This is a genomic window from Micromonospora sp. NPDC049559 (assembly GCF_040676675.1).
In the GTDB taxonomy this organism is placed as follows: Bacteria; Actinomycetota; Actinomycetes; order Mycobacteriales; family Micromonosporaceae; genus JBFAPK01.
The window spans coordinates 132,480-150,601 of record NZ_JBFAPK010000005.1; the positions used below are offsets into that span (position 1 = coordinate 132,480).

Sequence of the window (18,122 nt, forward strand, 5' to 3'; positions counted from 1 at the left end):
TGACAACCCAGTGCCGTCCGCCGCGCGGACGGGATATTGGTCGTTCCCCGGCTATGTCCGGGTTAAGCCCACCCATGCGCTGCCTCCCCAAGAATTCACTCCAGCGCTCCGTCGTGGTGCTCGGTCAGCCGTAGTTGTCGCGGAGATCGAGGCGTCAGGCACCTTCCGCAGCCGCGACCAACGCAGCCCGGTCGGCGCCAAGGTGAGACAGTTCCGCGTCGAGCAGGTCGGTGAAGAACTGGGCCGGCGGGCCGGGGAAGTTGGGACGCTCGTCGGCGTACCACTGGTGCAGCCACGGTTCCAGCTCGGCGATACCGGCGAGCAGGGGCAGCAGCCGCTCCTTCGGCCACGCGGCCTGCGTCTTGCGGTCGAGGTACACGGTGGCCAGGGCCTGGGCCTGCGCCAGGTGATCCCAGCCGGCCCAGCCGAGCAACTCCGTGCCGTCCGAATCGCGGCCCGCCTTCGGGTACGAGATGAAGCGTTCCTTCGGCACGTCGAGCTTGCCGCGGTTACGCCAGTACGACGGCTTGGCGAAGTCTGCCGAGGTGTACTTGGGCGGCACCGGAATCTGCACCTCCTCGCCCGCGTCCTCCAGGCGTTGCAGCGCCCAAGTGCGCTCCCACTGCTGCCGCTTGCGCAGCCCGGACGGCTTGTACCGCTGCACCGGCAGGTAGGGCACGTGCTCGTCGGCGACCAGCTTGGCGAGCGTCTTGGTCAGGTCGTAGTCGTCACGCCCAACCCACAGCTCCAACACCGAGCGGAAGTCCTCGTCGTGGCGCACCTTGTCGGCAAGCTGCGCCACGGATTGCGGGGTCGGCGCAGGACCCCACAGCTCGGGCGCCTCCAGCCGGTCGAGCAGCCAGTCCCGCAGCGCCTTGGCCTGCATCGCGTCCCAGCCCTCGGTGGCCCAACGGCGCTTGCACTCCGGCCGCTCGATCAGCCCGATGTGTCGGTTGGACTCGATCATCTCGATCCGCCGCTGCACCAGCGCCCGATAGTCGTCCGGCCAGTGTGCCGGCAGCTCCGTGATCGGCGTCGACCCGTGCCGCACGAACCACTGCGTCTCGACCTCGCCGGCCGCCATCTTGCGGGCCAGCACGATCTCAAACGCCCGCTCTCCCAACTTCAACTCGGGCGGCTCCGCGCAGGTCAGGTCGTCGTCAATCAGCCCGTAGAGCCGGTAGACCTCCCAGTCCAGTTCCTCTTGCATGGCGATCATCTGAGCCCGAACCGACTCGTACTCCGTACGCGTCTCGCGCAGTCGGTCCCTCGTTGGCGCTCCCGACTCCGCGACCGCCGCCGGGGCCAGGCTGGCAAGCCGCTGCGCCAGCGAGTCGAGCAGCCGTGCCCGCTCCAACGGGTACGCCTCCGGCAGGGGAAATTGTTCCAACTTTGTAGCGTTGAACTGATAAAATCTCTCCCACGGCTGCGATTTGAATCCTTCATTAACCCCCTGGCCACCCTTATTGTGACAGACCTGTTTGAGCCAGAAGCAGGCAGTTGAGCTGCTCAGGAGGCCAGACAGAGAAACGGCATGGCGCTCACCCACCTCCCCGGAGAGTTTGATAACAGGCGCCGTTTGACTGTAAATCTTTCCACCGCGATCCAGGACGAAGTGATTGTGCGTCGCGACCTCCGCATAGACAATCAACAAAGGCGCAATAAGCTTATCTCGATACAACTCGCGCAGATCATACCATTTCAGATGAGCTATTTCTTCAACGGGGATGCCGAATCGCTTTCGCACCTCCAGCACGCGACGATTCGGCCAAAGGAATCGAATTGCATTGCGAATCTTATCGATTGCACTGCGAGTCAAGTCATCTTCGTATGGAAAAACGCAGAGATCCCCCTCATGCAGAGCAAAATCCCGCACGTCTCCCCCACTTACCGCGCGTCGAGTTGATTTCAACGTGCGGCGTGCAGCGGTTCCATTATCAACGAGAAAGGCGTCATCCTCGCCGGATATTGCGGCAAAGCCAATGGAAGCCTTCAAATGAAGGCGATCTGCGCAGTTTCGTAGAGATTCCATCAAGTCAACCGCGCCACCGCCTGAGAGACTCCAAGGATGGACGGTCAACCGTCGTCGCGGCAGATCTGCGACAGTAACCCAATCGGACTCAGACGGACAGTCAATCTGGGAGCAGATCGCTTGCCATACGGCGCCCTCGGCTGGATTAACAGGGGCAGATACCTCTCCACTGACCCCTAGAACCGTTCGGACGGTCGCCGTCCGATGCCGGTAATTGGCACGGCCGATCAGGATTACCGTCGGCGTACCGTGGCCGGGGATGTAGGCGCCCGAGGTGTCGATCACCTCGGTCAGTTCGACCTCGTGGGCGAAGTACTTCTCGATCAGGTGCTTCCCGAACTCGCGCTTCATGAAGGCGTTGCCGGTGATCTGGCCGACGTGACCGGCGCCCTCGCCGTGCTCGTCCGACCGCTTGGCCAGTTCGAAGAAGCGCTTGGCGAACGGCACGGTCAGCGCGTACTGCCGGTGGCACACCGTCGAATACTCCGACCGGTACCGCTCGTTGAGGGCCTTGTCCTTGACGGTGATGTAGGGCGGGTTGCCGACCACCACCGTGTACTGCCCCTCGCGTAGGTACTCGCCGAGCACATCGGCATCCTCCGTGACGTACGCGAAAGCCTCCTTGCCCTCCAGCGGCGCCAGCATGTCTCCCTGCACTCGGGAGGTTCGACCCCAGTGCAGCAGCGAGTCGCCGGTCGCCACCCGCACGCCCCAGGCGGGCGTACGTTCCAGCGACGACAGCCCGCACTCCTTCATCCCGGCGATCAGCAGCCGGAACCGGGCGATGGCCACCGCGAACGGGTTGATGTCGACCCCGGTCACCTGGCCGAGCGCCCGTTCGACCAGCACTCGCATGTCGCCGGCCGGCTCGCGGTCGCGCCACTTGCGCACCAGCCGGCCGAACGCGCCGAGCAGGAAGTGCCCGGAGCCGCAGGTCGGGTCGATAACCTTCGTCTCCGAGAGGCCGAACTCCCGCACCGCCGGTTCGAAGGTCCGGTCGAGGATGAACTCCTCCACGAACTCCGGCGTCTGCAGCAGCGCGTACGTCTTCTTCGCGTGCGTCGACAGGTCCTGGTAGAGGTCGCCGAGGAACCGGGTGTCCAGGTCGTCCCGGCGCAGCGAGACGGCGCCCGGGCCGCGCCGGAAGAACTCCGACAGCCTCTCGGCCGCCTCACCAGAGATGTCGAAGCGCCACACCGGGTTGTGCTCGTCGAAGATCTTGCCGGTGGCGCGCAGCCCGCGCAGGTACCCGAACGCCTCCCGCAGCCAGTGCCGGTCGTTGTACCGCGGCTTCTCGATCAGGTACTGCTGCCGGTGCTGCACCGCCCGCTCGGCCGGGGCGGCCGGTTCGGCGCCGCCGATCCAGAGCGGCTCGACCAGCGAGTTGTCCTCGCAGAAGCGGACGAAGACGCAGCCCAGCACCCAGGCCACCGCCGCCTGGTCGAGGACGTCCTCCAGCCAGCTCTCGAAGGTGCCCGCCGTACGCTTCGCGGCTGTCGCCTGCGCGTGCTCCTTCTCCAGCGACGACGCTAGTTCGGAGTCGCGGCCGACCTGCTCGCGCAGGTCATCGGTGAGCGCGGTGACCTGGGCCTGGAGCGCCTTCAGCGCGATCATCGGGGGGTGGTCCTCTCGGGGGCGGGGTTGATCCACTCGTCGGGCAGCCACAGGGACTGGCTCGGCGAGGTGAGGGGAAGTTGCTGGTTGTCGAGCATCGCCGGCTCCGACTTGCGGGCGGCCACCAGCAGCAGCCGGGCGGCCGGGCGGGCGCGGGTCGGGTCGGCCAACTCCTGAACGAGCCGAAGCTGCTGGTAGCGGGCCAGCGGCGCGGCCTCGGTGATCAGCACGGGCCGATCGGTGCCGGCCAGCGCCTCCTCTACCGCCGGTACGACGTGGTGCTGCACCAGCTCGACCAGAGATCGAAAGTCCGCGTCGGCCGGGGCGCCGTTGTCGGCCGCGACGATCGCCTCCCACGGGAAGCCGAGCCCGCGCAGCCGCTCCAGCATGATCGCGGTGACGTCAACCTCGACCAGGCCGAGCCGGTCCAGCAGCGCCCGGCGGGCCGCGACGAGCCGCCGGATCGACGCCAGCACCACCAGGAAACCGCGCCGGTCGAGCAGGCCGGTCAGCCGGGTGTGGGTCTGCGCGCCGGCGTCCGGGCCGAGGATCGGCCCGGTGGTGCTCGCCACCCGGGTACCGGTCAGCGACGAGTTCTGCGCCGGCGGGACGAAGCGGTTCAGCGTGGCGTGCCACGTCAGCGGGATCTCCCGCAGCAGGTCGTCCAGCGCCGGCCGGGGCGGCAGCTCCTGCGCGCGCGGGAACCGGGCGCGGATGCGCTTGCGTACCGTCTCGGGGTCGAGTTCCTGCCCGACCAGCGCGCCCGCGGCGAGTCGCAGCGCCCGCTCGGCGGGCATCCCCGCCGGATAGAGCTGGCCCTGCGCGTTGACGGCCGCCTCGCCGCCGCTGCCGGCGGCGGCGAGCTGCAGCAGCCGGGCTTCGCTCAGCGGCGGCATCCCGGCCGGCGGCGGTTCCAGCGCCCGCAGCTCCTCCACCGCCCGCTGCCGGCTCGGCAGCGGGTCGGCGGCGGCCAGCGCGGCGGCCCGCCGGCCCAGCCGCACCACGTACCCGAGCAGGTCCGCCGCCGTGCGCTCGGCGGTCGGGTCGTCCGGCTCCTGGCCGATCAGCACCGTGTCGGAGCCGCGCAGCCGCTGGATCGCCAGCCGGGCGTTCCCGCCCTGGCTCAGCTCGGTCTCCACGGCCGCGCGGACCAGGCCGATCGCCTGCGCGGTCCGCTTCGGCTCGCTGGTGTAGGAGCCGCGCGCCGCGATCAACGCCTCGGCTACCTCCTCGCTCGACGCGGCACCGCCCCGGGCGTCGAGCAGCGCGACGATCTCGTTCCGGACCGTGGCCAGCGCCGGGTTGGCCTGCCACTCCTTCTCGATCGTGCGGCGCAGCAGCACCGACACCTGCGGTTGCAGCTTGCCGGTGAGCCGGGCCACCTCGCCCTGCGACGGCCAGCGCGGGTAGTGGCCGTCCTCGCCCGCCACCTGGCCGAGCAGCACCCGCAGCGCCGAACGCTGCCAGGTCGTACGCCCGTTGCCGGGCGGTAGCAGCGTGGCGCAGAGCGCCTCGATCCCCTGGGCCGTCGCGCCGCCCGGTGCCGCCGGCTGCTCCGGCGTGCCGGCGGCGAGCCGGGCGCGCAGTTCCCGGGTCCGCGCCAGGATCTCCTTGCGGGTCGCGTCCGGCACGCCGCGCGCCCGGGTGAGCGCCGACGGTTCGGCGTCCAACAGCTCGCCGACGGTGAGGATGCCGAGCCGCTCCAGCGCGGACCGGGCACGGGCGGTCAGCTCGGTCGCCTCCAGCGGCGACGTACGCCGCAGCGGCGCGACCCCGCCGGTGTCGTCGGTGACCAGCGGCGATTCGGGGATCTCCCGGAAGACCGCCCGCCACGCGTCGAGCATCTCGTCGAGGGTGTCGAACCGGGCCCGGACGTCCCGGGCCAGCGCCTTGGCGAAGAAGGCGACCAGCCGGTCCGCGATCGCCGGATCGAACGCGGCCGGGTCGAGGCTGACCTCGTCGGTGACGGCGGCCGGGTTGGCCCCGCCACCCCACTGGGGCAGCGTGCCCGTGGCCATCTCGTAGAGGGTGACCGCGGCGGCGAACCGCTCGGCCGCGGCGTCGTAGCGCAGCCGAGCCGGCGGCCCGAGGAACGGGTCCAGGTAGGCCGTCGTACCGGCGGTGAGCTGGTCGGCCGGCACCGCCGCCAGGGAGAAGTCGAAGATGCACAGGTGCGGCTGCTTATCCTTCGGCCGGGGCCGCGAGGCGAGGTTCGCCGGCTTGATGTCCCGGTGCCACACCCCCTGGCCGTCGAGGAACGACACGATCTCCAGCAGGTCGCGGCCGTAGCGTTCGAGCAGGTCCAGGGCGAGCCGCCCGCCGCGCAGGTCCTCGGCGAGGGTGCGCTCGCCGGCGCTCTCCAACAGCAGCGCCGTCCGGTTGCCCACCCGGATCGGGCCCTGCACCAGCGCGGCCACCCGCGCGTCGCGCAGCTTGTCGACGGTACGGGCCTCGGCGGCGAAGCGGTCCGCGAACTGCTCGTCCCGCGCCACCTTGAGCACCAGACGGTCGTCGTCCGACTCGCGGCGCACCAGCAGGGCGGTGGCCGTGGCGCCGCTGCCGAGTCGGCCCAGCACCACCAGGCCGCCGTCGAGCACGTCCCCACGGTGCGCCTGCAGCGGGTCGATCACCGGTTCCGGCTCGGGCGCGGTCAGCTCCTCCCAGACCAGGTCGAGGTTCGCCAGGAAGTGGGCGACTCGCTTCATCCGGTGCGCGGGGTCGCCCCGGGTCGCGTCGTAGATGCTCTCCACCAGGGCGTACGGCATGCCGTCGGCCACCGCGTCGAGGTGCAGCCCGCCGCCGGCCACCGCCGCCACCAACTCCTCGGCGGTCGTCGCCGGATCCTTCCCCGCGAAGATCCGGTACGCGAGCGCGCCAAGGGAGAAGATGTCGAGCTGGTGCCCTGGCAGGTCGTCAAGGGTGGCCGCCTCCGGCGCCTGGTAGCGGCGCACCACGTCGTCGAAGAAGAGCTCCAGGCTGGCCGGGTCGGTGGCGGACGGAAGCTGGGTCATCCGGGTGCCGGGCAGCCGGCCGCCGGTCTGCCAGTCGGTGACCATCAGCGTGGGACGCGGGCCCTCCGGGTCGCAGACGTAGATCGCCCTCGGGTTGAGCGAGCGGTGCGACAGCCGGCGCGAGTGCGCATAGCTGACGATCTCGGCGAGATCCTGTACGAGTTGCAGCCGCTGGGCCAGTTGCAGCTTGCCGTCGCGCCCGGCGAGCCACTGGTCGAGGCGTACCCATTCCTCGCGGTGGTCGAAGACGACGGCCGGCCCCCACGGGTGCTCGACCAGGTCCAGCGCGCGGGCGATCCCGGGGTGGTGGATGCCCTGCAGAAGCCGGAACTCGCGCTCGGCGGCCCGCTTGATCGCCGGTACGTCCTCCTCGGCGGCCCGGCTGGTCAGGTAGAAGCGGACTCGACGCAGCAGCGAGGCGTCCACGGCGTGGTCGGCGAGGAAGTCCTGCCAGCCGATGCCCTCGGCGAACGGGCGCTGGTGCAGCGTGAGCTGGTTGATCCGGCGATCGGCCACCGACGGGCGGATCCGGGCACCGCGCACCAGCTCGACGATCTGCCGGGCGCGGACGGCGTCGACGAAGTGTCGCTGCTCGGCCGGGCGGGAGAGCAGCATGGTCTTCAGGCTGGGCAGCCGGGACGACGAGTGGGCGTCCAACCCGTAGACGTGCTGGCGGCCGATCTCGTCCAGGCCGGACTGCATGTTGCGGGCGTGCAGGAAGACGGCCGCCCCCACGTACGGAATCCGAGCACCATGCGGCGCGTACTGGCGCATCACGCTGGCGAACCGCTTGGCCTTGCGGTTGGCCAGGATCACCGGGCTGTCCACCACCCAGCGGCTGCCGCTGGGCATCCGACGTCGCCACTGCTGGCCGTCGCCGGAGATCTCGCCCTGCCAGTGCTTGAGTTCCAGCACCCACAGGCCGCTGGGAGTCAGCACCAGCGCGTCTACCTCGTTGATCGAGCCGTCTGTACCGACGAACTCCACATTGGCCCAGACGTGGTACGGCTCCGCGTCCGGCAGGTAGGACGCCAGCTCGCGCAGGCCATCCTGCTCGTGGGGGAAGATGCTCGGGTTTATCTGCTCCCAACGCGGCGAGTCCTCACGCATACCGCGCCCCACGCGCCGGCGTAGTCATGGCAGTCACTCCCCATGTTCAGTTGAGCCAACCTGTGGACCGTAGTCGTCGGTTCCGGCGATCGAAAACCCGCTTTTCGTACCGCCATGCATCCCGATTCGCCGACCATGCCTCTTACCTGCGATTTCGATCGTCCGTTCGAGCCCAATTCCGACGAGTCGGGATGCCGACAACCGGGTCAGGGGCCACCATCGGTCGACTGGGTCTTCCCCGGCACCGAGGCACCGTCCGCCTCCTGACGGACAACGTCACCGGGCCGCTGCGGGACGGCCCTGGACGGCGCGAGGCGCTGCACGCCCTCGGCCTCTCGGATCCGCAGCCTGCGCACAGGGGGAATGAGCCGGCTGAGAAACTCCTGCGTGTCCTTGTCGACCGAGTAGACCAACGTTCCGCGCAGCCCCCGAGTGAGCAGCACCTTGTAGGTATTGCGGATCAGTTTGTCGACGTTCCTGGCTCGCTTGTCGACGATGGCGGGGTCGTGCGACCTCTCGGGTCTGGTGATGAGCCGGCCGTTGTTCACCACGAGATCACCGCCGACGATCACTCCGGACCAGTCGTACTCGAAACCCTGGGCGGTGTAGATGCAGCCGACCTGGTCGAATCCGCGCGGGTCCGTCGCCCAGTAGGAACCCTTTGGTACGCCCCGGACACTGTAGCCGTCGTCGAGGTTCCACGGCCGCGACCACCGTCCGATCGTCACGTCCGGAACGAGACGTCCGTCACGCGGCTCGTGGGTCCACTCCCAGCAGAAGCCCGCCGAAATCCGCGCCGTTTCGTTCGCATCCTGCCGCTGCCGGAGCCGCGCCTCCATCTCCTCCGGCGAGGAAACCAACTCCAGTCGGAAGTTCTCGTCTCCCGGCCACGGGTACGGTCCGCCGGGGACCAGCCCGAGCAGGCGAAGCAACCACCGCTCGTACCGTGGACTGCCGCCGCAGCGGAACTGCGCGCCCAGGATGACCGGGTCGACGTCCAAGTCCCGCCGTTCCGCTGCCTCCTGGATCAGCTCCACGCTCCCCACCTCGTTCGGCCGCACCACCTGGTCCGCGTCGAGCAGGAAGACGGGCACCTTCGCCGCGTCGATCAGCTCGTCGACCTGCGACCGGGAGCCCGTCACGCCGCCCCGGTACGAACGCTCCCGGATGCGGTGCGCCTCGTCGCAAATCAGCACGTCGATGCGATCCGGCCGCTCCCGCATGAAGTCAAAGAAGTAGTTGAAAACCGGGACGGTCCGTTGGTACGGATCGCGTGACCGTCTGGCGTACTGCTTCAGGCTCCGGGTGAACGCCCTCGACCCTGTGGCGTGCGCCACTTGGCGGCCCTCCCGAGCCAGGTCGGCGAGAAGGTTGAGCGCGATCGCGCTCTTGCCGCTGCCCGGCCCACCCGAAATCACCACCAGCCGCTTGCGCCGCCCCTCGTCGGCCCAGCGCACGGCCCGTCGGACCAGTTCGTACGCCTCGCGCTGCTCGTCGAGCAGGGTGAAGTGACTACGGCTGCCAATCTCCTCGGCGGTGAGGGTCAGCAGTTGCCGGCTCGCCCGGATCGGACTGGTGAGCAGCCGGTGCGCGGCATGGCCGCTCCGGGCCGTGGCAAACCGACGCTTGAGGTAGCCGGCGAACTCGACCTTACGGTCACGGGTGTAGACCATGCTTTGGTACGGCCGCTCCCGCGCGAGTAGCTCGGGAATCCTGTCTCGCGTTGCGTTGTGCAGATAGGCCATCCCGTGAACGGCGTCCGGCCACTCCGGAAGCCACGAGACAAAGTCGACCAGGTACGAACAGTAGGCCTGGACCTGTATCGCGGGATGCAACTGGCGCTCATGCATCCCGGGAACGTTCAGCAGGCTCTCGCTACCGTCGTACCAGTTTGCCCAGCTCCACTGTTTCAGCTCCACGACGAGGTAGGCGGGGCGCCCTGACCCCGGTGCCGCGCCGGCGAGGACGACATCGATCCGACGGCTGCTGCGCGGAAGCTGGTACTCCACGAGCGCGTCGAGATCGCCGAACCCCAGCTCGCAGAGGTGGCGGGCGAGGGTCGGCAAACTGTTCCGCCAGGCACGTCTTTCGTTCTCGCCGATGTCGCACCCGGCCTCGGTCAGATGTTGGGCCACCTCAGTTTCGAGCTGTCCTGCGTCGTCAAGCTGGACGATCTGGTTGGGCGTGGTATGGAACGCCGACACTGGTAGGCCCCCGTGACACGAAGATCTCGTGCGGTGGGGGCATGTCCCTCGGCTGGGAAGCCCGTCGGTCCGCTGGACTGGCGATAGCTGTTGATTGCGTGGTCACCTTGGCGACCCTGGAGCGCCGCCGGCTACCCGGCGCTCCCTCCGGAGCGCGTCTCGTACACCGTTTCCGGCGGACGGCGTACCTGGACGAGGCGGCGCAGGTGGTCCCGCGTCTCCGGGTCGGTCGCGTAGAGGACCGTGCCGCGCATGCCGCGGGTGAGCAGCACCTTGTACGTGTTCCGGATCAGCCGGTCGGCCTCGTCGTCGCTGACCGACCGCCGGCTGCGGAACGCCGGATCCTTTGACTCCTCGCGCCGGGTCACCAGCCGCCCGTTCCGCGCCACCAGGTCCGGGCCAATGATCACGCCGGACCAGTCGTACTCGAAGCCCTGCGCGGTGTAGACGCAGCCCACCTGGCCGAAGCCGTTCGGGTCGGTGGCCCAGAACGCGCTACCCGGCGCGTCGGCGACGCTGCGTTCGCTCTTGACGTTCCACGGCCGGGCCCAACCCCCGATGACGACGTCCGGCACGAGCGTGCCGTCCGGCCGTGGGTCGCTCCAGGGCCAGCAGTACCCGGCGGACATCCGGGCCGTACCGGCGACGACCTGCCGCTCGGCGAGGTAGCGCTCCAACTCCTCGGGCGACTCCGCCACCCGTACGTCGAACCGCCCGTCGCCCTCCCAGACGGTCGGCGCGCCGCCGTCGAGACCGAGCAGGTCGAGCACCCACTGCTCGTACGCCTCGCTCCCGCCGCACCGGAACTGGTCGTGCAGCGAAACGACCTCGACCTCCAGGCCCAGCTTCTCCGCGTGCGCGGAGATGACCTCAACGTTGCCCAACTCGCCCGGCTTGACCACCTGATGTTCGTCGAGCAGGAAGACGGGCACGCGCGCGGCGCTCATCAGCTCCTCGATCTGTGGCCGCGCGACGCCCCGGGTCACCTTCGGCGTGAACCGGTTGACCGAGGTTTCCCGGATCCGGTGCGCCTCGTCGCAGAGCAGGACCTCAAAGTCGTTGGGCGACGCCGTCATGAAGCTGTTGAAGTACTTGAACATGTCCCGCAGCCGAGTCGATCCACGGCCCGCGTAGCGGCGCAGGGTCTGGGTGAACGACCGGGATCCCGTGGCGTGCAACACCGACCGGTTCTGCCGGGCCAACTCGCCGAGGACCGAGAGGGCGATGACGCTCTTGCCGCTGCCCGGTCCGCCCGCCACCACCACCGCTCGCTTGCGGTTCGCGGTCCGCGCCCGCTCCACCGCGTGCATCACCAGTTCGTACGCCACGTGCTGCTCGTCCAGCAGGGTGAAGTGCGACCGCTCCTTCAGCTCGGCGGCCGCGTATGCGAGAAGGTGCCTGCTCGGCCGGACGGTGCTGGTGAGGAAGCGGTCGGCCGCACCGGCGCCGGAGACCGGCGCGAACTGGCTTCGCAGGTGATCGAGCCAGCGGCCCCGGTGCTGCTTCGTGAAGATCCGGCTCTGCTCGTCCGCGCGTCGGACGAAAAGGTCGGCGACGTCGCGGTCGACCGCGTTGTGCAGGTAAGCAGCCCCGCGCAGCTGTTTCGGCGCACGCCCGAAGACGCCGAGGAAATCGGTCAGGTACCGGCAGTAGTCCGCGACCTGCAGCCCCGGGTGCAGCCGTGGTCCGCGGACTCCCTCGACCGCCACCAGGCTGTCCGAGTCCTCGTACGCCGTGGCGTACGACCACTGCTTCAGCTCCACCACCAGGTAGGTGTCGTCGCCGGTACGAGCGTCCACCCCCGCCAGGACCGCGTCCACTCGTCGGCTCGTCAGCGGCAACTGGTACTCGACCAGGACCTCGACCTCGCCCAGACCCGCGTCGACGAGATCCTGTGCCAGCACGGGAAGGCTACGGGCCCACGACTTTTTCTCGGCGGGCGCCACCCCGTGCCCGCTCATCCGCACCTGCTCGCCCACCCGGTCCGCGAGGCTCCCATCGGCGGCCAAGCGCAACAAACCAGCAGCAGACGTACGGTACGCCGACATCGACAGGTGCCCCCGGGCAGCACGAAGTGATCGTGCGGATGGGGGGCATATCCGTACGCCGGAAGCCCGTCGGACCGCTTACTTGTCACGACTGTAGCGAGGAGATCAACCCTCCGCTACGCCCGGGGGCGCCTTCGCCGCAGACCCTCGGGACTGCTCGACCGGATAACGGCGCGCCGAGTCCGCCAGTTTGTCGATGGCGGCCTCCACCAGGTCGATACCGAGCACGTCGGCCAACCGGACCAGATAGATCGTCACGTCGCCGATCTCGGCCCGTACCCGTGCGCCAGCCACGGGATCCGCCATCACCCGCGCCGACTCTTCCGGCGTCAGCCACTGCAGTTCGGCGAGCAGTTCGCCGACCTCGCCGGCGAGTGCCATCGCCAGGTTCTTCGGGGTATGGAACGGCTGCCAGTCCCGCTCCTGCGCGAACCCACGGAGCCGCTCGGCGAGATCGCGAAGGTCCTCGTTCCCGCCTGCGTAGTCTGATGAACTCACGGTTCCGGACGATAGCCCGGACGCGGGTGCGGCGCCTGCGGCCAGGTCATCGCTTCCGGGTGGCTCGCTGCGCACCGGCTGGCCGAGGGCGGGCCAGGATCGCCCGCCGGAGGTGGCGGGCGACCTCGGGCGGATCGCTCGTTCACTCGATGAACTGGTAGTCGGCGACGATACGACCGTCGGGGCCGAGCATCAGGATCTCCAACCCGACCCCGGCGACCTCGCCGCTGTCCCGGGCGACCATCTCCCAGCTGAGCTTGACGACGTCGCGCAGTCGCTCGGCGTTGCCGCGCGAGCGGAACACGAAGCTGCCGGGCGCGACGAACTCTTCGTACGCCCGCGTGACCCGGAACTCCAGCGCCTCGTGGCCACGGGCCTCCAGGACGGTCAGGTCGAAGCCGATCCGATCGGCGTTCTCCCGCATTTCCTGCGGCGGCTGCAGTACGTGAGTCGCGTCGGCCGACCACAGCTCGCGGACGGCCGCACGGCGGCGCTCCGCGTCGGGTTCGTTCCAGATCGCGGCGTACCGGTCGGCGAGCTGCTGCGTGTCGATTGCGGTCATGGTGGCGTTCCCCCGTCTTCTCGAGTGATCAGGCGTGCGGCAACGACTCTGCTGGTCCCGTCGTGGACCGGCAATTCCCGGCGGGGAATCGTCGAGGCGCGGCGCTCACCGGCGGCGGGCATCAGCCGCAGCGAACGGTTGCTACGTTGGCGCCGTAACGAGGACCCGGTCTCCTCTCACGTGCGGGCTCCCGGGCGCGCTGCTGCTCATCGTGATCCTCCTGGTCAGCCGCGTGGTGCAGCCCGACTAAGACCCGGTACGCGATGACGTCGGCGAGGGCTCGGCCGTGGGCACGGCAGCACGCACGCCGCCTCCGGGTGGCGTGGCCGTCGGCCGGGCGGCGCGAACATCGCCTTCCAGGCGCCCGCGGCCGGACCTCAATCCAGCCGCCCAGCCTCAGGTCACGGGACGTCGACGGGCCGGAACCGCTCGCCGTCCAGTACCGGCACCCGCGTGCTCGACGCGACCTCGGCGGCGATGTCGACGTCTTCCGGGTAGCCGTACTGGATCAGCTCGCGCCCGCTGGCGCAGTCCCGCAACGCCTCGCCGACGCGGGCCGCCACCTGTCGGTACGACGCCGCCGCCACCTCCGCCTCGGGTGAGAGCCCACCGACTCCCTCGTCGGACAGGCCGGTGACGAACGCGCCCGCGCCCCACAGGTCTTCCACCGCCGGACGCAGGGACCCGTCCGCGTTCCACCGCTCCCCGGCCGGGACCACCGCGATGGCCGCGTCCGGCCCGAGCTGGCGGGCGGCCCATCGCGCGGCGGCGCGGGCGTTCCGCAGGGAGACGCCGATGACGGTCGCCCCCTGCTCGGCCAGGCGCCGGGCGATGGTGGACCCGTTGGGCGACGGCAGCACCAGCCGCGTCAGGCCGGCGCAGGACCGGATCGTGGCCGGCGAGAGGCTCACCGGCGCGTCCGGGCCCACCTGCGATCGACCGACCGCCAGCATCGCCCCGTGGCGCTCGGCGAAGGCGACGGCCCGGTCGTCGCGCCAGCGGTACGGAAAGACCTCGACACCGCGATCCGCCGCGACGGTCAGGGCGGTGGTGAACGACAGGACGTCGACCACTGCCACGATCTGGGCGCCGGGGCCGACGGCGTCCCCACCGATCGGCCCCCAGTCACACCGGATCCGGTATCCGACCTGCGCGTACGGGTTGATCATTAGGCCAGCCTACAAGCGATCGGGTCTACCACCTGGCCGGGGCGACACGGTCGGCGCACGAGGACTCGGGTCGTCCCCCCGGACCCTTCACGAGGGCCGATCCGACGACAGCGTCCACCGCTTATCGTGGAAGAAATCGAAGTTCGACCGTACCACCGGCGGGATCCCCGGGCCCGAAAGGGGTGGCGATGGCTGTGGCGATCATCGGTCTCGTCGGCGCGCTGCTGGGTGCGGTGACCACCCTGCTCGGCGTGGTGCTGACCGAGCGGGGCCAGGCCCGCCGGGAGGAGGCCAGGTGGCGGCGGGACCAGCGCGCGGCGGCGTACGACGGGACGCTCCGTCACCTCCTGCGGGCCGCGAACCTGCGGTCCGAGTTCGCCGAGGGCGGCGGAATGGCCGTCGTACGGCAGGAGCACCAGCGCGAGTGGTTCGACGACCTCGTCCAGGCACAGTTCTGGCTGCACCAGCTCATCCGGTACTGCGACGGGTCGCAGCTGCCCGGCCTCCAGGCCGCCGCCGCCCGGCTGGACCTGCACGTCGCCCGTCTGATCACCGCCGAGAGCTACGGCGGCAAGGGCTTCTCGATCCTGGCGATCCTGCAGGAGTGCATCGCGGTCGTGACGGCGAGCGCCCGTGCCGACGGGGGTCAACCGCTTCCGCCCGGCCGGTTCACCGGCCCGGAAGCACCGGGGCCGGCCGGGGTCGAGCCGGCCGCCTCGCAGATACCGATGTCCCCGCCGCGTCGCATTCGCGTCGCTCAGGAGGGGCGGGACACGGGGATTTCGAACATCGTCTTCCAACCGACCGATCGGCCTCCCGAGCCGTGAACCGGCCGGGCGCTCGCCCCCGATGCGCCGACACGTGGCACGGGGCGCCCCGCCACGCGAGGAACCGCCCGGGCATCCGCCCTCCCGCGCGCACCTGACGAGGGCGCGCATGACCAGGGCGCGCTCGATCGAGGCCGAGATGCCGGCCGGCGCCGGACCCGCGGCGGGTCACCGCAGCTGACCGGCGATGCGGCGCAGCCCGGCCCGGATGCGCGGCTCGCCGAGTTCTGGCAAGACCGCGGCCACGTGCTCGGCGGCCAGGGCGGCGAGCAGCGCGTGGGCGGTGTGGTCCGGGTCGGGCAGGCCGTCGAGCAGGATCGCCACGTGTCGGTGCCAAAACCGGTAGGCCCCGATCCGGTACCGGGCGCCGGGCGCCGCGGTCTCGGACATCCGTACCAGGTCCAGGTGCTCCAGCAGGTAGTCGAGGTAGGCGTCGACGAACGCGGTGAGTCGTTCGGCCGGCGGCGCTCCGGGGCCCAGCGGCGGCGGTCCGTGCAGGATCGCCTCCTGCAACCGCCGCTCCCGCGCGTCGAGCAGCGCGACGGCCAGCCCGGACTTGTCGCCGAACCGGCGGAACAGCGTGCCCTTGCCCACCCCGGCCGCGGCCGCGACCTGATCCATGGAGACGGCGGCCACACCGTGCTCGGCGAAGAGCCGGGCGGCCGCGTCGAGCACGGCGGCCCGGTTGCGCGCGGCGTCGGCGCGCTCCTTGGGCGGAGGGGTACGGAGCAGGTCCAGCGGGATTGCAGAACCGGACTGCGGTCCGCTACTCTTCTCGGGCATAGTCGGACTATAGTCCGTTTCACTCTGGAGGTAGCGACGTGACCGCTCTGATCACTCGTGACGAACTGGAGGCGGAGATTGCCGCCGGTACCGTGACCGTCGTCGACGCGCTGGGCGGCGAGTACCACGCCAAGCAGCACCTGCCCGGCGCCCTCGCCCTGACCCCGGGCGAGGTGGACGCCAAGGCGGCGACCGTGCTGCCGGACCGTGACGCCGCGATCGTCACGTACTGCTCCAACCCGTCCTGCCCGAACAGCGGCCAGGTAGCCGACCGGCTCACCGCGCTCGGCTACCGCAACGTCCGGAAGTACCGGGAGGGCATCGAGGACTGGGTGGGCGCCGGCCTGCCCACCGAGTCCGCCTGACGGCGCCGGAATCCGTCCCGCTCGTATCCGGAGCGGCGGCCCCGGCCGCTGCTCGTGGTGTACGGGTGCGAGGCGGCCGGTGCGGGCCGTCCACGCGTCGACGCGCGGGCGGCCCCCTTCGCGGCGAGATCGACGAGAGACGACGGGCCTCAGCCCGGTCGGGACACCACGAGTTCCATGTGCATGGTGTCGGTGGACTCGCCGCCCCACGCCATGCCGACGTCGAACCCGTGCTGCGCCATGGCCACCATGAACTCCGCGTTGAAGTGTTCCCGACCGGCGGCGGGGTCGCGCGGGTTGAAGAAGCCCCGGTCCAGCAGTTGCGCCATCGACGGGGTGTCGGCGACCGCCTGCGTGGTGGGCCGCTGGCCCCGGCGGCGCTGGGCCGCGCCGAAGAGGAACGCCGGTTGGCCGAGCTTCGTACGCAGCGACGCCAGCCGGTCGACGATCTCCCGCGCGCCCACCAAGGGCCGCAGCGCCTCCGTGGCCCGCTGCGCGTGCTCGGCCAGCCGGGTGACGCGCTCGGCGAAGGCGGCCGGTGGTGCGGCGTCCGGCGCGGCCGGCTGCCCGGCGGCGGGCGTCGTGGCAGGGGATGGGGTGGCCGGCGATGCCGGCAGGCCGGCCTGCTGTTCCCAGCGGTCGAGCCGCTGCCACAGCGGCGAGTTCGCCGCCGGCTCCCGCCCCCGGGCCGCGCGCAGCGCGGCGGTGGCGGCGTGGGCGGCCTGCTCGATCCGGGTGATCCGCGCAGTGAGCTGGGCGCGGGGCGGCAACGCGGCGGGGTCGAGCCCCGCGGCCGTGGCCGAGTTCCGCAGCCGCTGCTCCTCCGCACCGATCGCGTCGAACCAGGGCTGGATCACCGGCGGCACCTCGGCCAGCACGGCGGCCCGGTCGGCGTCGGTGGTCGCCTCGAAATACCGGGTACGCAGCTCGAAGAACCGGTCCCGGTTGGCGCCGAGGCTGGCCTGGAACGCCTGCGACGCGGTCGCGAGCCGCTGCGACTCGCTGCGGATCTGGTCGAACAGGGCCGTGGCGGCGGCCGACGGCGGCTCGCCGGCCTCGGTCGCGTCACCGGCGGCCCGGATGACCGCCCGCCGGGCGGAGTACTCCCCCAGTTGCGCGTTGCTGGGACCGCCGCCGACCAGCCGCAGCAGCTCGGCGGTCTCGCCCCGCCCGATGCGGGGCATGTTGATCGCGTCGTAGTCGATGGCGTACCCGAGGGTGTGCATCGACGCGCCACCGTAGTGGGTCTGGTCGCTGAAGGCGCGGCGGAACGCGAAGGCGACGGTCGTGGACGGTGCGGGCCCGCCAAGGCTGGCGATCGCGGCCTCCAGCCGGACCTTCGCGTCGCGGTGCAGGTACGGTCCCCCGGGCGCCGCGCAGCGCTCGATCGCCGCGAAGTGGGCCAGCGTCGCCTCGTTGGAGCCGAACCACTCGCGGCCGGCGCGCAGGAATTCCCGCCGCTGGGTCTCGGTCGCCAGCGGTACGGCGCCGCCGCCACGTACGACCTCGGGCAGCGACTCGACCTGGCTCAGCGCGGTCTCGTCGTCGATGTCGCGCTGCACCACGACATCGGGCCGCACCACGGCCGGCCGCCCGGAGAGCAACCTGCCGGTGGCCGCGTTGCCGGCCTGCCGTTGCAGCCGCAGGAGCGCGGCGGTCGTCGGCTCGGCCTCGGGGACACGATCGTCCGGGCCCGCCACCCGTCCGCCGGACACGCCGGCGTGGCGGTCGTGCCGGGGCGGCGCGCCGCTGGCGGCATGCCGGTGCGACATGTGTCCAGCGTAGGGAAGCGGACGGCGGATGCGGGGGCAGCATCACCCGCCCGAAGGTGCACGCCGCACCACCCCCCGCACCGCGTACTACCAGAGCACGAGCGGTACCCCGAAGCACGAGTGCCCA

General features: G+C 70.7%; 11 protein-coding genes. 2 read left to right on the forward strand and 9 right to left on the reverse strand.

The window, feature by feature from the left end; genetic code table 11:
• Window positions 1-154: 154 nt before the first annotated feature.
• The 7 genes from pglX to AB0J86_RS09535 form a co-directional block, all read right to left on the reverse strand.
• Window positions 155-3,646 carry a BREX-2 system adenine-specific DNA-methyltransferase PglX gene (gene pglX, locus AB0J86_RS09505; protein ID WP_363855077.1) on the reverse strand — a complete coding sequence of 1,164 codons (3,492 nt, stop codon included), beginning with the start codon at window positions 3,644-3,646 and terminating at the stop codon, window positions 155-157.
• Complete coding sequence (gene pglW / locus AB0J86_RS09510) at window positions 3,643-7,767, reverse strand: BREX system serine/threonine kinase PglW (RefSeq protein WP_363855080.1); 4,125 nt, start codon at window positions 7,765-7,767, stop codon at window positions 3,643-3,645. The genes pglX and pglW overlap by 4 nt, the downstream gene beginning before the upstream one ends.
• Window positions 7,768-7,973: 206 nt before the next feature.
• Entirely contained in the window at window positions 7,974-9,971 is a 1,998-nt protein-coding gene (locus AB0J86_RS09515) for a DUF2075 domain-containing protein (RefSeq protein ID WP_363855083.1), read from the reverse strand.
• A gap of 131 nt (window positions 9,972-10,102) precedes the next feature.
• On the reverse strand, window positions 10,103-11,950 hold the full coding sequence (locus tag AB0J86_RS09520) for a DUF2075 domain-containing protein (protein ID WP_363855086.1): 1,848 nt from the start codon (window positions 11,948-11,950) through the stop codon (window positions 10,103-10,105).
• A gap of 174 nt (window positions 11,951-12,124) precedes the next feature.
• Window positions 12,125-12,517, reverse strand: coding sequence for a nucleotide pyrophosphohydrolase (locus tag AB0J86_RS09525; protein ID WP_363855089.1), 393 nt, complete (start codon window positions 12,515-12,517; stop codon window positions 12,125-12,127).
• 142 nt (window positions 12,518-12,659) lie between these two features.
• Window positions 12,660-13,079: a hypothetical protein gene (locus tag AB0J86_RS09530; protein WP_363855090.1), complete on the reverse strand. Its 420-nt coding sequence runs from the start codon at window positions 13,077-13,079 to the stop codon at window positions 12,660-12,662.
• Between the two features lie 401 nt (window positions 13,080-13,480).
• Entirely contained in the window at window positions 13,481-14,248 is a 768-nt protein-coding gene (locus tag AB0J86_RS09535; protein ID WP_363855092.1) for a 2-phosphosulfolactate phosphatase, read from the reverse strand.
• A 188-nt stretch (window positions 14,249-14,436) separates the two neighbouring features.
• Here AB0J86_RS09535 and AB0J86_RS09540 point away from each other — a divergent pair, with 188 nt between their 5' ends.
• Window positions 14,437-15,075, forward strand: a complete 639-nt coding sequence (locus AB0J86_RS09540; RefSeq protein WP_363855094.1) for a hypothetical protein — start codon at window positions 14,437-14,439, stop codon at window positions 15,073-15,075.
• Window positions 15,076-15,243: 168 nt separating this feature from the next.
• On the opposite strand, the gene AB0J86_RS09545 is transcribed toward AB0J86_RS09540, so the two are convergent.
• Window positions 15,244-15,858: a helix-turn-helix domain-containing protein gene (locus AB0J86_RS09545; RefSeq protein ID WP_363855097.1), complete on the reverse strand. Its 615-nt coding sequence runs from the start codon at window positions 15,856-15,858 to the stop codon at window positions 15,244-15,246.
• Window positions 15,859-15,896: 38 nt separating this feature from the next.
• On the opposite strand from AB0J86_RS09545, the gene AB0J86_RS09550 reads away from it, so the two are divergent.
• Window positions 15,897-16,223, forward strand: a complete 327-nt coding sequence (locus tag AB0J86_RS09550) for a rhodanese-like domain-containing protein (RefSeq protein ID WP_363855100.1) — start codon at window positions 15,897-15,899, stop codon at window positions 16,221-16,223.
• 149 nt (window positions 16,224-16,372) lie between these two features.
• Here AB0J86_RS09550 and AB0J86_RS09555 read toward each other — a convergent pair whose 3' ends face one another.
• Window positions 16,373-17,995 carry a hypothetical protein gene (locus tag AB0J86_RS09555; RefSeq protein ID WP_363855103.1) on the reverse strand — a complete coding sequence of 541 codons (1,623 nt, stop codon included), beginning with the start codon at window positions 17,993-17,995 and terminating at the stop codon, window positions 16,373-16,375.
• Window positions 17,996-18,122: the final 127 nt, after the last annotated feature.